The sequence below is a fragment of the Micromonospora yangpuensis genome (assembly GCF_900091615.1).
Taxonomy (GTDB): Bacteria; Actinomycetota; Actinomycetes; order Mycobacteriales; family Micromonosporaceae; genus Micromonospora; species Micromonospora yangpuensis.
In genome coordinates this window covers 3,322,228-3,336,588 of record NZ_FMIA01000002.1, presented here as the reverse complement: position 1 = coordinate 3,336,588, position 14,361 = coordinate 3,322,228, and the positions used below count along the sequence as shown (strand labels likewise).

The following is a 14,361-nucleotide window of genomic DNA, read 5'->3' as shown; positions in this document are numbered from 1 at the left end:
GAAAGGACCCATCCCGTGACACTCAAGAAGGTCAGAAGCGTCCGCAGCGGCGCCATCTTCACCCTGCCCTACCTCGTCGGCCTGGAACACGGCTACTTCGAACAGGAGGGCATCGACCTGGAACTGGTCGCCCCCGGCGCGTACGACGCGGTGGTCAAGCCGATCGAGGAGCACGAGCTGGTCAGCTCGTTCGGTGGCATCTCCAAGCCGTTCGAGAGCGGCGACGTCTCGTTCTACCGAGCCTGCGAGTGGGGGCAGATCCGCCGCTCGCACGACAGCAGCCGGGGCGGACAGATCATCGCCAAACGCGCCTCGGTGGCCAGCCAGGCGATCTTCGTCCGTCCCGACTCGGGCATCCTGCACCCGCAGGGCCTGGCCAACCGGACCGTCGGGGTCAACTTCCATCACGGTTCGCACTACCTGGCGATCCAGTCGCTGGAGGGCTTCCTGGAGGCCGACGAGATCAAGGTGGTGCACGCCGGCGGTCCGGCCGAGCGGTTCCGCAAGCTGCGCGACGGCGAGGTGGACGCGGTCGCCCTGATGGAGCCGTGGACCACCGCCGCCGAGAAACTCGGGTACGTGCTGGTGACCGAGGCGTTCTACGTCGGCTCGGAGATCGCCAGCGCGGACGTCGACCCGGAGACCTTCGCGGCGGTGGACCGGGGGGTCCGGCGCGCGGTCGCGACGATCAACGCCGACATCCGCCCGTACCTGCACCACTTCGTCGAGGAGATCCCGCAGGAGCTGGTCCGGTTGGAACCGGCGGACTTCCGCCCGGGCCGGCTGCGCTACGCCGACCCGGAGCCGTACCCGCAGGGCGAGTTCGAGCGGACCTACCGGTGGATGGTGCGGTGGGGGTTGATCGAGCCGGAGTCGACCTTCTCCGCCATCGTGGACAACCGCGTGGTGAACGTCTAGGCCGTCGCGCCCGGCCGGCGGGGTCCCGTCCGCCGGCCGGGCGCGATCAGGCGGACCGGCCGGCGAGAGCGACGGTGGCCGGTTCGGAGCCGGCGACCGCCCCGGGGCCGATGGCCGGCTCCGCCACGCCGGTGGGCCGCTCTGCGACGACGATGGCCGGCTCAGCGCCGGTGGGCCGCTCTGCGACGACGGTGGCCGGCGGCTCTGCGGCGGTGGGCGGCTCTGCGGCGGTGGGCGGTGCGCTCGTGGCCGGGTCCGGGGTGGCGGACTCGTCGGCGGGTACCGGCTGGCGCAGCGCCAGGACCGCGGCCACCGGTGCGGCCAGCGCCACGAACCCGCAGACCAGCCAGGTGGCGGTGGTGCCGATGAGGGCCGACAGCGCGCCGAAGACCACGATGGAGACCGGGGTGGTGCCGATGCTGGCCAGGGTCAGCATCGACATGGCCGTGCCGATCCGGGCCTTCGGCGAGGCCTGCTGGTAGACGGTGACGATGGCCGGGCCGTTCAGTCCGGCCATCAGCCCGACCCCGGCACCGACCGTGGCCAGGGCGACCACCGAGGGCATCAGGGCCATCAGCAGGATGCCGACGCCGATCCCGACCCCGGTGACGACCAGTCGGAACGCCAGCGGGATCCGGTGGGCCAGCAGCGCACCCAGCGCACCGGCGACCAGGGCGCCGGCGCTGAAGGCGACCACCACCACGGCGACCGAGGCCACGCCCCAGCCCCGCCCGTCCACCAGCAGCGGCAGGGCCACGTCGATCGGCCAGCCGAAGGCCATGTCCAGGCAGAAGGCGCAGATGAACAGCCAGCGCAGCCGGCCGTGGGCGCGCAGCAGACGCAGACCGTCGCCGGAGCGACGCAGCAGGTTCTCCCCGGGTGTCCGGGTGCCACCGGTCATCCCCCGGGTCACCACGGACACCCCGACGAAGGAGACCGCGCAGGTGACCGAGACCGCCGCCATGACGTGCCACAGCTCGCCGGTGACGATCATCCAGGCGCCGATCGGCGAGCCGACGATCGGGGCGATCCGGGTGACCATCGCCGACAGCGAGTTGGCCCGCGCCAACTGGTCACCGGTGGCCAGCCGGGGCATCAGGCTGCTGCTGGACGGGCTGGCCAGACCGAGCAGCACCCCCTCCAGTGCGGCGATCACCACCAGGGGCCAGAACCAGCCAGTGGTGAGGGTGACGACCGCGCCGCCGGCCAACAGCAGGACCCGGGCCGAGGTGGTCCGCAGCAGCACGAAGCGGGGCCCGAGCAGGTCCGCCAGGGCACCACCGAAGATCAACGTCAACGCGCGCGGTACGGTGCCGGCGAGCATCAGCGTGGTGATCGCGCCCGCCCCGCCGAGCTGCACGGCGGTCCAGCCCAGCGCGACCAGGAGCACATAGTCCCCGGTGAGCGACAGCCCCTGGCTGACGGTCAGGGTGAGGACCTTGCGCCACTGGATCGCCGCCTGGGCGCCGGCCGGGGCCGGTTCAGCTCTTTTCATCGATCTGCCTCACTGTGGGATCGCCCGGACCGGGCTGGGGATGTGGTCGTGCCGTGGGTGGGCGCGACGGAGGTGGACCCGACGGGCCCGGTGGTCGCGGTGGGCCGGGTGACCTCGGGCGGTGGCCGGCGCCCGGGCAGGGGCAGTCGGCGTCACCCGGACAGCCGGGCCCGGCGGGCCAGCGCGGCGGCACCGGGAACCGGACCGATCCGCACCCGCCCCGCAGGACGTTCTGCACCGCCCGCACCGCCGCCAGCCGCTCGGCGGACCGGGCCAGCCGTGGCGTACCGGTGGCCCTGATCTCCAGGTGGCCGCCGAGGTAGGAGCGACCCATCTCGGCCAGGGTCCGCCCGGCGGCCCGGATCGCCCCGGTCCGGTCGGCCGGGCAGGAGGTCAGCACCGGCACGTCCGAGGGGACGAACCGGACGAGTCCCGTACCGCCGGATGTCGGATCGTCACCGTCCAGGTCGGACTGATGCGGGTTCCACCTCACTGGCTCTCCCTCGGGCCGCTGGCGATCACGGGGCTGCCGCGTACCGAACGATAGGTTTCCGCGGGCGGCGGGTTCGGCGGTTCGTCAGGCAGCCGGCCGGCATCTTCGCGGCTGCGGCGCAGCCGGCCGGCATCTTCGCGGCGGTGGTGGGGCTGCCGCCAGTCCCACTCGAACATCCGCAACCGGCCGAGCCGGGTGCCGGTGGTGGCCAGGGCCGCGACGTAGCCCGGTGGCGCCGGCAGGTCCCGCAGCATCCACCGTTGCCCGGCCAGCGCCCCGGTCCCCGTCACCTGGCCGGGCCCGGCGGCCACCCCGCCGGTTGCGGCGTCGCCGGACATCAGCACACCGAGGCGCAGCCCCTCCAGGAACCGCCCGCCGCTGGCCTTGACGCAGGCCTCCTTGCGCGACAGCAGCCGGTGGTAGGCGGCGTGGCGACCGGCCGGGTCGGGCTGCCCGAGGACGGCGGCGGCCTCCTCGGCGGGCAGGAACCGGGTGGCCAGCGCCGGCACCGGATCGCCGTCGCGGATCTGTTCCAGGTCGACGCCCACCGGATCGGTCAGGCAGACCGCGAGCAGGGCGTGCCCGCCGGAGCGGCTCAGGCTCCACTGCCACCGGCGCCACCGGCCGTCGAAGTACGGCTTGCCGTTGGGTCCCCGGGCCCAGTGCAGCGTGTACCCGCAGGTGCCGAGGTACCCGCCGAGGACGGTGCGGACCGCGGCGTGGGCCAGCACGTACCGCATGCCGGCCACCGGGTCGCGCATGCCCGCCGCGCGCCGTCGCTCGTCGGCGTCGAGCAGCTCGGTGACCAACCGGACCACCTCGGGTTCGACGTCCAGTCCGATGTGCCAGATGTCCGCACCCGGTGGCGGCCCGGGGCCGGTTCCCGCCCGTGGCCCGGACAGCGCGGCGACGGGCGGGTCGCCGGCCCGGGTCGGGTCAGGCCACCCGGGCATCGCCGAGCCGTCCCTGCAGGTAGCCCTGGGCCAGGTTGAGCCGTTGGATGTTGCCGGTGCCCTCCATGAACTCGAAGGCCCGCGCGTCCCGGACCAGCTTGTCCAGCAGCGGATGCTCCCACCGGGCCCCCGGACCGAGCAGCCGGACCGCCGAGGTGGTGATCTCCTCGGCCAGCCGGGTGGCCCTGATCTTGGCGGCGGAGGCGAGGGTGCCGTCGCCTGGGTCGCGGTCGGCGGCGTGCGCGGCGGCCAGCACCAACGCCCGGGTGCCGGTCAGCCGCCGCGCCCAGTCGGCGAGCAGGTGCCGTTCGTCGGACCGGAACCGGTGCCGGGCCGCGACGACGAGGTCGTAACCGGCCTGCGCCACGCCGAGGGCCAGGCCGGAGACCACCGGACGGTACCGGTTGAAGGTCCGGGTGGCCGCCCACATGCCCTGCCGGGTGGCCGAGCGGTGCCGGCCGAGCAGGTCGGCCCCGGCGATCGGCACCTCGGTCATCCGCAGCTCGCTGAGCTGGAGTCCGCGCAGGCCCAGGGTGGGCAGGGGCACCGCGGTGAAACCCGGCCGGTCGGTGTCGACAAGCACCGCCACCACACCCAGCGGTCCGGCGTGCCGGCGGGCGAAGACCACCCCAATGCGGGCGCGGGCCCCGTTACCGACGAACCGTTTGACGCCGGTGAGCAGCAGCCCGTCGGCCTCCCCCGTCGGCCGCAGGGTGGTGCCCATGCTGCCCGGGTCGGAGCCGTGGGCCGGCTCGGTCATGCCGAAGAAGGTCCAGGTCGCGCCGGTGGCCACGGTACGCCAGTAGCGGTCGAGTTGGTCGCCGTCGGCGAGTTCGGTGACGACGAACCCGGACATCGACGGACCCGGCAGGGCCAGCACCGCGCCGGCGTCGGCCCGGGCCAGTTCCTCCAGCACCACCACCTGCTGCGCGCAGGAGTCCAGGTACACCGGTCGGCCCCGTACCCGCAGCGGATCGGGATTGTACGCCGCGGGCAGCCCGATCAGCTGCCGCCAGGGCAGCCCCCGGTCCAGCAGCGTCACCGCGCGGGACGGGTCCCGGTCCAGCTCCAGGGCGGTGGACCGCAGTCCGTCGGCGTGCTCCCGGGCCACCGCCCGCAGGTCGGTGAGCAGGTCGCTGGTCACGACGCCTCCAACTCGGTCGAGAATGGATCGGTCGGGGATGGATCGGTCGGGGGCGGGTACGTGTCGGCGAGCAGTTCGGCCACGCGTGCCTCGGCGCCCGGACCGTCGGCCAGGAAGCCGGCCGCACCGAGCAGGTGCAGGCAGGTCCGGCCGACCTCGTCGAGGCTGTCGCGTACCCGGCCCAGCCCACCGACGCCCGGACCGTGGTCGGGGTCGAGCAGGGCGCGGACCTCGGCGATCCCGGCTGCGGCGTCGGCGAGCATCGCCCGCACCATCGGCAGGTGCAGGGTGACGGTGCCGGCGACGGTCCGGCCCCGCAGGTGGGTCACGCTCCGGGCCAGCAGCCGCTCGGCCAGGCCCAGCCGGATCCAGGCCAGCCCGACCGACCAGGCGTGCCCGGGTGCCGGACCGCCGCCGGGCACCCGCAGGGCGACCAGCTCACCGTCGGCGGTCGGGATCCGGTCCAACAGCTCGTGCGGTACGCCGGCCCGCGACCGGGCCCCGGTGGGGGTGGTGTACCGGTCGCAGGTGGTCGCGACGTCGACCGGTACCAGCGCGTGTCCGCCCGGCCCGACCGGCAGCACCCCGGCGCTGACCGTGGCGTGCAGCTGGGCCAGGGCGGTGGTCGCGCCGTCGGCGTACCCGGTGGTCCGGTGCCGCCGCAGCTCGGTGGCGGCGGTGGCGGGCGGGGTCACGGTGACGGTCATCGCGCCAGCTCCTTGCGACGGTGTGGACGGACGGGCACCGCGGCGGGGTCCGGGTGCGGCGCGCCGACCCGGGCGATCGATCCCCGGGTACGGCCCGGTCGGGTCGCGGTGTCCGGGTGCGGCGCGGCCGGCAGGGTCAGCACGACCTCGCAGCGGTACGGCAGCACCGGGTCCTCGTCGGCCACGACCACCCGGGAGCCGGCCGCCAGGCCCTGTTCGAGCAGGCTGGCCAGGGTCAGCCACACCCCGAGACAGGGGTGTCCGGCGGGGGCCCGTACCACCGTTGCCCGCCCGGGCGGGGCGGCGAGGGCGGCACCGGCGACGAGCACGTCGCCCCGGGGCGGCGTGGACCCGGCGGCGGCCGGGGCGGCGGTACGGGCGACCCGTGGCCGGCCGAGCGGCATGGTGCCGTCCGGGCCGACCAGCATCGCCACCGCGAGGTTCCGCCCCGGGCGCACCGCGGCGTCGTCGGGCGGCAGCGTGTTCTGCTCCATCGCCACGACCAGGGCCCGGCGGGCGCCCCCGTCGGCCACCTGGTCGTGGGCGATGCGGAGCGCGGTGAACGGCCCGGCCACGCCCTGCTCGGAGATGCCCATCATCAGCGGGTCACCGGGCAGCAGTTCACACAGGAGGCTGCCGGGGAAGCTCTGGTGCCGGCAGTCCTGACTGGCCTCGACGGTGACTACCAGGTCGACGTCGACCAGGGCCGGGCCGAGGGTGTCGACCACCGTGCGGACCATGTCGTGGTAGCTGACCATGGTCCCGCCGGTGAGCCAGGTCAGGTCGGCGAAGCGCCCGTGGATCGACTCCATGTGGTCGACGAAGGCGGTCAGTTCGTCGTCCCCGGGCGGTACACCCGGGTCGTCGAAGGTGAATCCGATGATGCGTTCGAGGGCCGGTCCGGCCGCGTCACCTGGCGCGGCCGGACCGGTCTGCTCCCCGAGCCGCCGCAGGACCGGCACGCCTCAGCGGCTCTCGGTGATGAAGCTGGCCAGCGCGCCGACGGTCTCCAGGTGGCTCTGCTGCAGGCCCTCCGGGTCGACCTGCATGTCCAGGGCGTCCTCCAGGGCCATCAGCAGGCCGAGCACGCTGGTGGAGTCCAGGCTCAGGTCGTCGAAGAGCCGGGTCTGCTCGGTGACGTCGGTCAGCTCCTGACCGAGCACCTCCTCCAGGGCGGTGACGATGGCGGCGACGACCTGCTGGTCAGCGGTGACGATGAGGGACATGGGAGGTTCCTGCCTTTCGGTGGGTGTGCGGATCCGGGCGGGGCCCGCCCGGGTGGGAGATCAGCGGAAGTCGTGCAGGATCTGGGCGGCGAGCATGCTGTCGACGTCGTCGCGGCTGCGGACCAGCCGGGCCTGCCCGTCGTGCACCAGCACCTCGGCCGGGTAGCCGTGGCTGAGGAAGTGCACCGGTGAGGCGGTCGGCCCGTACGCGCCGGAGCGCTCGACACCGACCACGTCGCCGGGGGCCAGGTCGGCCGGGAGGTCGACGGCCTTGCCGATGGTGTCGTTGGGGGTGCAGAGCGGGCCGGTGACGTTCCACTTCACCGCCTCGGCGGTGCTGACCCGGTTGAGCAGGCGCATCGGGAAGTTGCGCTTGATGAAGGAGCCGATGCCGACGGCGGCCATGTGGTGGTTGGTGCCGCCGTCGGCGACGGCGAACCGCTCCCCCATCGAGTCCTTGACGTAGCGCACCCGCACCGCGTACGTGCCGCTGTGCCCGACCAGGTACCGGCCCAGCTCCATGACCAGCCGGGTGGCCGGGTGCCGCTGGTGGAAGGCGGCGAAGACCGGGTTGAGCCGCTCGGCCAGCTCCGCCACGTCGAGGTCCCGCTCGCCCGGGAAGTACGCCACCCCGAGTCCACCGCCGACGTCGACGATCTCCAGCGGCACCCCGAGGTGCCGGCCGAGGCGCTCGGCCAGGTCGAGGATGCGGGCGGTGTTCTCGGCCACCACCTCCTCGCTGAGGAACCGGGTGCCCAGGTACGCCTGGAATCCGCAGAGCCGGACCGAGGCGTGCCGGCCGGTGAGGTCACCGGCGGCCAGCAGGGCCGCCTCGTCGATGCCGAACTGGCGGGGCTTGCCGCCCATGGTCAACCCGCTGCCCTTGACCGCGAAGCTGGGGTTGACCCGCAGCACCACCCGGGCGGTGGTGCCGAGCTGCGCGGCCACCTCGTCGATCAGGGCCAGCTCGCCGAAGGACTCGCAGATGACGGTGATCTCCTCCTTCAGGCAGGAGGTGATCTCGTCGCGGCTCTTGCCCGGCCCGAGGAACATGATCTGTTCGGCCGGTACGCCGGCCCGCTGGGCGGTGACCAGCTCGGTGAGCGAGGAGACCTCGGCGCGGGCGCCCAGGGAGTGCAGCAGGGCGCAGACGCTGATGTTGGGGTTGGCCTTCAGCGAGTAGAACATCTCCACCGCCGGGTGCAGCCGCTCGCGCAGCCCCCGGAACTGGTCGGTGATCCGCGCGCCGTCGTAGACGTAGAGTGGGGTGCCGAACCGCTCGACCAGTTCGGTGACGGCCACGGTCCCGACCGAGGTCGACTCAGACATTGACGTTCTCCTTCCGCAGGATCTGCGCGATGGCGTGGTCCAGGCCGACCAGCTCCGTCTCGGAGCCGGCCACCAACAGGCCGTACAGCCGTCCGGCGTACGGGCGGGGGTCGTCCGGCGCGGGCGCGGCGGCGTTGACCGTGGCGAAGTTGTTCACCAGCAGGCCGGTGCCCCGCTCGGGGGTGAGGAGCAGGTCGTCGAGCTGGTCGCGCAGGGCCGCGAAGCTGACCGGCCGGGTCAGGCTCAGGTCGTACTGCCGGGCCAGGGCGACGGTGTCCGGGCCGGTGAAGGTCTCCTGCAGGCTGGTCTGGTACGTCGACATGTTGTTCCGGGCGTTGATCTCCAGCACCGGCAGCAGACCGCCGTCGCCGGTGGTGATGGCGTCCACTCCGACCACACCGTGGAAGCCGTCGGCGGCGAGCCGGGCGCCGAGCCGTTCGGCGGCGGCCACCAGCTGCGCGTGGTGCTCGGCGGAGATCCGGGCCGGGATGCGGTGTCCCTTGTGCACCCCGTTGTCGGTGAGCGCCTCCTTGACGAAGTCGAAGCGCACCGTGCCGTCGCGGCCGACGGTGAAGTGGTAGTTGAGGTCGAGGGCCTTGTCCGCCCACTCCTCCAGGACCAGACCGATCCGCTGGTCGCCGGTCTTCTCCGCCCGCCGGGTGACCATCCGGACGAGCTGGTCCAGCCGGCGGGGGTCCTCGACGACCACGATGCCCTTGCCGGAGACCCCGTAGGCGTCCTTGACGCCCACCCGCCGGCCGGCGGCGACCGACCGGGCTGCCTGCCGGGCGGCCTCGGCGAACTCGGTGACCGTCTCGCACTCCCAGCCGACGGCCAGCGGCAGTCCCAGCCCGGCGGCGACCCGCCGGCTGTAGATCTTGCTGTTCACCGCCTTGACCACCGGTGCCGGCGGCAGCGCCGGGGCCAGCCCGGTCAGCTCACAGAGCCGCTCCTCCAGCGTGGACATGCCGTGCGGCAGCAGGTGTGCCCCGGTGCCGGCCAACTCCCGCAGCGTCGCCTGCAGGCGGGGTGAGCGCAGCGCGTCGACGCTGACCGTGGCGGCCGGGTCGGAGTCGTCGGTGACCAGGATGTTCGGCAGGTCGATGCCGAGCGACGACAGCCAGGCAAGGTAGTCCGCGTCCGGCGCGGACTTGAGCACCACGTGGTCACCCGGGCCGGCGAGCAGGACGGCGAACTCGTCCATCCGGTTGACGATGGCGGCGGAGGCGCGGCCACCGACGGTGGGCAGACCCACCTCGTCGCGGGCCCACTCGTCCTCGACCTCGAAGTTGCCGAGCAGCACGAACGGGGTGCCGGCGTCGCCGGTGCAGGCGTGCCTGACACCGTCGAGGAACGTCGGGTGCGGCGGTGGCATGGTCTTCCCTTCCAGTAGGCGGATCGTGCGGGTGTGCGCGGTGGCTGGTGCCGCAGGACCGCGGCGGGTGGCGTGCTGGTGCCGCAGGACCGCAGCGGGGTTCTAGTGCCGCAGGACCGCGGCGGAGAAGGTCGCGCCGAGGCCGACGGAGGCCATCAGGTAGAGGTCCCCCGGGTGGAGCCGGCCGGCGGCGCGGGCGTGGACGTGGTTGATGAACGGGTCGGCGGTGAAGCAGTGCCCGGTGACCGCGAGGTTGTCCAGGTACACCCGGCTCAGGTCGACGTCGAGCAGTCGGCAGGTCCACGACCAGGAGAGCCGGTTGACGTTGTGCGGCAGGATCAGTGCCAGGTCGTCGAGGTTCACCTCGGCCGCGGCCACGGCGTCGCGGATCACCCCGGCCAGCACGTCGTTGTGCTCGGCGAGGAAGCGGGGGTCCAGCGCCTGCGGTGGGAACTGCTCGGCGTACCGGCCCAGGGTGCGGGTGGCGTAGGAGAGCAGCCGGTCCCGTCCGCCGCCGGCGGAGACCAGGCAGGCCGCGCTGGACTCCCCCATCACCGTGCTCTCCGGGATGATCTCCAGCATCGGGCTGAAGATCTTCTCCCCGGTGAGCACCAGCGCCAACGCGTCCGGGTCGGCGTCGGCGGCGAGCAGTTGACCGGCCAGGTCGACCGCGAGCAGGCCGGTGGCGCAGGCGTGCTGGGTCAGGGTGAACCCCACCGCGTGCGGCAGTCCGAGCGCGACGCAGAGCTCCTCCACCGGGTGCTCGCCGGCACGGGTGGCGGTGGTGACCGTACGGGCCAGGATGACGTAGCGGACCCGGTGCTCGTTGCCGCGCAGGGTCCGTAGCGCCCCGGCCGCCGAGACCATCAGGTCCAGCAGGTCCGCGTCGGGAGCCCGGCGTACCGACTGCAGGCCGTAGAACCGGCGGAAGGTCCAGAGCAGCCGGGGGTCGGCGTCGACGGCGGCACAGATGTCGGCCACCGCCACGCTCGACTCGGGCAGGTACGCGCCGACCTCCACCAGGGCGGTCACCTCCCACCTCCGACCGGCACGGCCGGCCCGGCCGGGCTGGCCGCGGTGGCCGGGGTGGCAGGGGTGGCCACGGTGGCCGGGGCGGCGGCGCCGGGCCACCAGAGGTCGTCCACGCTCAGCGCGCCGGCGTCGTACCGGCCCAGCGCGCTGATCAGCAGGCGGGCCTCCAGGGCCAACGCCGACACCAGCCGGACCAGTCCCTGCTCGCCGTCGGTGTCGACGGCCAGCAGCGCGGCCCGACCCAGGCCGACGGCGGTGGCGCCCAGGGCCAGCGCGCGGACCGCCCGACCGCCCTCCCAGATCCGGCCGCTGGCCAGCAGGCAGCCCTCGGGGCGGCCGATCCGGCGCAGACACTCCCCCAGCGGCAGCCCGACCTGACCGAGGAAGGCGCGCGGGGCCCACCCGGTGCCGCCCTGCGCCCCGTCCACGGTGACCGCGTCGGCGCCGGCCCGCCAGGCGGTGGTGGCCGCGTGTGCGACGTCCCGGCCGGGATGGAACTTCACCCACACCCGGGCGCGTGGGAAGTTGTTGCGCATGAACCGCACCTGCTGCCGGACGATCTCCTCGGTGAAGGTGCCCGGGGTGGCGCAGCGCAGCCACCGGTCGCCGGTCAGGACGTCACGCACGTCGAACCGGTCGGCCAGCCGGCGGGCGTCGGCGGCGTCCACCACGGTCATGCCGCCCAGCCCCGGCTTGGCGCCCTGGCCGAGTTTCAGCTCGAAGGCCAGCCGACCCGAGTCGACCAGGTCCCGCACCGACGGGTCGCTGTAGACGAGGTTCCACACCTCCGAGTCGGCGTCCTCGGTGCTCTGCTGCACCACCACGCCGCCCAACTCCGGTGGGCAGTGCTCGGCGTAGGCCCGGATCCGGGCCAGGATCGGCGAGGTGTCGCCGCCCCGGCGGTAGCCGCCGACCGGTACCAGGTTCTCGCCGATCACCATCGGCAGGCCGAGCCGACCGGCCTGCCGGCTGGCGGCGAGCCCGGCGTCGCCGGCGGCGATCCGGGTGGAGCCGAACGCGCTGACGTACACCGGCAACGGGGCGCGGAAACCGCCGATGGTGGTGGCCAGGTCGACGTCGTCGGGGACCGGTTCGCGGCCCAGCTCGATCAGCTTCTCCAGGCGTTGCGGCATGAACACCGGCGGGACCAGCCGGGCGGTGTCCAGGTCGTCGAGGCAACCCGGGTCGGCCGGCGCGGCGTCACCGTCGGCACCGAACAGCTGGATGCCGTACTCGTCGACCGGCGGGAAGACCTCGGCGGTGCCGTTGCGGGCCCGGGCGCGGACCCGCGCCTCGGGGAAGCCCGGTGCGTTGACGCCGGTCACGGTGCCACCACCCCGGGCAGCTTCGGGTACGCGCTGACCTGCCACAGCGCGTCGAGGCCGGTGAGGAACCGGACCAGCCGCTGCACCCCCATGCCGAACCCGGCGCTGCCCGGGATGCCCTCGCGGGCCATGGTCAGGTACCAGGCGTACTTGGCCGGGTTCTCGCCGCTCTCCCGCATCCGGGTGACGATGGTGGCGTAGTCGACCTCCCGTTCGCTGCCGCTGACCAGCTCACCGAAGCCGCCGTGGGCGATCAGGTCGAAGTTGCGCAGCACCCCCGGGCGCTGCGGGTCCTCCCGGTCGTAGAAGCCCCGGGAACCCTTCGGGTAGTCGGTGACGAAGAACGGCCGGTCCGCCTCCCGGGACAGGGTCTCCTCCCCCACCCAGTCGATCTCGGCGTCGGCGCTCTGCGGGTGTCCGCCACCGCGCAGCCGGTCGACCGCCTCGGCGTGGGTGCAGGTGTCGAACTTGTCGCCGAGCAGTTCGGCGAAGGCCAGCGGGTCACGTCCCAGCTCGGTCAGGACCTGCGGCACGGTGTCCAGTACGTGCCGGACCACGTGGGTGAGCAGCCCGGCGGCGACCTCCATCGCGTCGTCGCGGGTCGCGCCGGCCAGTTCCACGTCGATCTGGTGGAACTCCACCAGGTGCCGGCCGGTGCCGGCGGTCTCCGGTGGCTCCACCCGGACGTTCGGGGCGATGTAGAAAAGCCGGTCGAAGCCGCGCAGGGAGGCCTGCTTGTAGAGGATGGCGCTGGTCATCAGCTTGTACGGCTGCCCGTAGTAGTCCACGTCCAGGGCCTTGGCGCCCCGGCCACCGGGGTCGGTCACCGGGCCCACCAGTGGCGGAAGCAGCTCGGTGCAGCCCTGACCGCGCAGGAACTCGCGGGCCGCGTACAGCGCCTCCTGTTGCACCGCCATCGCGGCCCTGGTCGTCGGCGCGCTCAGGTGCTCGCCGAGCGGTGCCGGCCGGTGGGTGCGGCCGTCTGGCTGGTGGTCGGGGTGGTGCATCTCGCCTCCCGGTCTCAGTGGTCGTACGTGCGTGCGACGGTGTGCAGGGCGGACAGCAGTCCCGTCGAGGTCATCGCCGGCCGGTCCCGTCCCGCCGGTACGGTCACCGGCATCCGGCCCGCCGCCGACCAGCGCAGCCGGCCGCTGTCGTCGATGACGCTGCGGGACCGGCCGGCGTTGTCCGGATGCAGGCAGTACGGGACGTCGAGCAGCCCCCGCCGGAACGCGGTGTGCAGGGCCCGGCCCGGGTCGGTGGAGAGCTCCAGCACCGCCTCGACGAGGGTGCGCGCCTCCCGGTACACCTCGGAGTCACCCCCGGCGGGAGCGGCCGGTTCCGGTTCGGTGACGCCGGCGGTCGCGGCGGCGGCCTCCAGGGCCCGGACGTTCTCGGCGACGGTGGGGATCCGGTGGGCCTCGGCGGTGGTCTTGACGATCAGCCGTTGCGCGCCGGCCCGCACGGCCAGCTCGGCCGAGGCCGCCAACAACCGCCGGGCACCGGGGGCGGTGGTCGGGAAGGTGCCCATGTACGTGTAGAGCACCACGTGCCGGTCCACCGTGGGCGGCAGGAACTCGGCGGCCAGCCGGTGCAGCGCCCGGATCGCCTCGGCGTCCTGACCGGGGTGGGTCTGCTGGGCGTAGCTCAGCGACACACTGGGCAGGCCGTGGTGGGCGAAGAAGACGCCCTCCAGGAGGCTGACCGCGACCAGCAACCCGGGGGGGCAGAGCTGGCCGAGCAGGCAGCCACCGAAGCTCTCCAGGTGGGCGGTGTCGCCGGCCAGTTCGACGAGCAGCTCGCAGGCGCGGGCCCAGTTGCGCACCGAGTCACGCAGCGGGGTACGCCCGTACGGCAGGCAGTAGGAGACCGGGCCGCCCTCGGTGGCGGCCAGGCCGGCGGCGGCCGAGGCCCGGATGATCGCCTCCGGCTGGGACGAGCCGTGCCGCACCTGGACCGGGAACGACCCGTCGTGCACCCCGGCGAGCAGGGCACGGGTGGTCTCCGGCGGGTACGCCACGATCGGGTACCCGTTGAGTCCGGTGCCGTCGGCCAGCGCCCGGCGGGCGGTGTCGTGGGCGCCGACCCGGGTGTAGCTGTCGATGGTGACGGTGCCGACGGTGGTGGCCGCGGCGAACCGGGTCTGCTCCAGCCCGGCGCGCATCCGCCGCAGGTCGCTGAAGCCCATCCGGGGCTGGACGACCAGCCGACCGGCGGCGGCCGCCTCGGCCACGAACCACCCGAACGACCCCACCGGCGGCACGACCCCGGCGGTCACGCCGACCGGCAGCTCAGTAGGGGCGGCGGTCATCCCGACCGGCAGGTCACCGCGGACGGCGGTCACGCCGACCGGCAGGTCACCGC

13 protein-coding genes are annotated in these 14,361 nt (G+C 73.9%); 1 reads left to right on the top strand and 12 read right to left on the bottom strand.

The features are described 5' to 3' along the window. The first annotated feature begins 15 nt into the window (after nt 1-15). Complete coding sequence (locus tag GA0070617_RS15020; RefSeq protein ID WP_091437970.1) at nt 16-918, top strand: ABC transporter substrate-binding protein; 903 nt, start codon at nt 16-18, stop codon at nt 916-918. 46 nt (nt 919-964) lie between these two features. Here the strand turns inward: GA0070617_RS15020 and GA0070617_RS15015 are convergent, their stop codons facing one another. From GA0070617_RS15015 to GA0070617_RS14960, 12 genes are all read right to left on the bottom strand, one after another. Beyond that, nucleotides 965-2,413 (bottom strand): MFS transporter, encoded by a 1,449-nt coding sequence (locus GA0070617_RS15015; RefSeq protein ID WP_217628818.1) that lies wholly within the window; start codon nt 2,411-2,413, stop codon nt 965-967. A gap of 489 nt (nt 2,414-2,902) precedes the next feature. Then, complete coding sequence (locus GA0070617_RS15010; protein WP_091437967.1) at nt 2,903-3,859, bottom strand: 4'-phosphopantetheinyl transferase family protein; 957 nt, start codon at nt 3,857-3,859, stop codon at nt 2,903-2,905. Further along, complete coding sequence (locus GA0070617_RS15005; RefSeq protein WP_091437963.1) at nt 3,843-5,003, bottom strand: acyl-CoA dehydrogenase family protein; 1,161 nt, start codon at nt 5,001-5,003, stop codon at nt 3,843-3,845. The genes GA0070617_RS15010 and GA0070617_RS15005 overlap by 17 nt, the downstream gene beginning before the upstream one ends. Continuing rightward, on the bottom strand, nt 5,000-5,710 hold the full coding sequence (locus GA0070617_RS15000) for an acyl-CoA dehydrogenase family protein (RefSeq protein WP_091437960.1): 711 nt from the start codon (nt 5,708-5,710) through the stop codon (nt 5,000-5,002). The genes GA0070617_RS15005 and GA0070617_RS15000 overlap by 4 nt, the downstream gene beginning before the upstream one ends. Then, nucleotides 5,707-6,672: a hypothetical protein gene (locus GA0070617_RS14995; RefSeq protein WP_091437956.1), complete on the bottom strand. Its 966-nt coding sequence runs from the start codon at nt 6,670-6,672 to the stop codon at nt 5,707-5,709. The genes GA0070617_RS15000 and GA0070617_RS14995 overlap by 4 nt, the downstream gene beginning before the upstream one ends. A gap of 3 nt (nt 6,673-6,675) precedes the next feature. After that, entirely contained in the window at nt 6,676-6,936 is a 261-nt protein-coding gene (locus tag GA0070617_RS14990) for an acyl carrier protein (RefSeq protein WP_091437953.1), read from the bottom strand. A 60-nt stretch (nt 6,937-6,996) separates the two neighbouring features. Continuing rightward, the gene (locus GA0070617_RS14985; protein WP_091437949.1) at nt 6,997-8,265 is read right to left on the bottom strand and encodes a type III PLP-dependent enzyme; all 1,269 of its coding nucleotides are present in this window, start codon (nt 8,263-8,265) and stop codon (nt 6,997-6,999) included. Further along, complete coding sequence (locus GA0070617_RS14980) at nt 8,258-9,640, bottom strand: preATP grasp domain-containing protein (protein ID WP_091437946.1); 1,383 nt, start codon at nt 9,638-9,640, stop codon at nt 8,258-8,260. Before GA0070617_RS14980 ends, GA0070617_RS14985 begins: the two co-directional genes overlap by 8 nt. A 102-nt stretch (nt 9,641-9,742) precedes the next feature. Continuing rightward, nucleotides 9,743-10,672 (bottom strand): 3-oxoacyl-[acyl-carrier-protein] synthase III C-terminal domain-containing protein, encoded by a 930-nt coding sequence (locus GA0070617_RS14975; RefSeq protein ID WP_091446441.1) that lies wholly within the window; start codon nt 10,670-10,672, stop codon nt 9,743-9,745. After that, nucleotides 10,669-11,997 (bottom strand): glutamate synthase-related protein, encoded by a 1,329-nt coding sequence (locus GA0070617_RS14970; RefSeq protein WP_091437943.1) that lies wholly within the window; start codon nt 11,995-11,997, stop codon nt 10,669-10,671. Before GA0070617_RS14970 ends, GA0070617_RS14975 begins: the two co-directional genes overlap by 4 nt. Then, nucleotides 11,994-13,004 carry an asparagine synthetase A gene (locus GA0070617_RS14965; RefSeq protein ID WP_091437938.1) on the bottom strand — a complete coding sequence of 337 codons (1,011 nt, stop codon included), beginning with the start codon at nt 13,002-13,004 and terminating at the stop codon, nt 11,994-11,996. The genes GA0070617_RS14970 and GA0070617_RS14965 overlap by 4 nt, the downstream gene beginning before the upstream one ends. A 14-nt stretch (nt 13,005-13,018) precedes the next feature. Beyond that, nucleotides 13,019-14,308 (bottom strand): methylaspartate mutase, encoded by a 1,290-nt coding sequence (locus tag GA0070617_RS14960; protein WP_091446438.1) that lies wholly within the window; start codon nt 14,306-14,308, stop codon nt 13,019-13,021. Between the last annotated feature and the right edge of the window lie 53 nt (nt 14,309-14,361).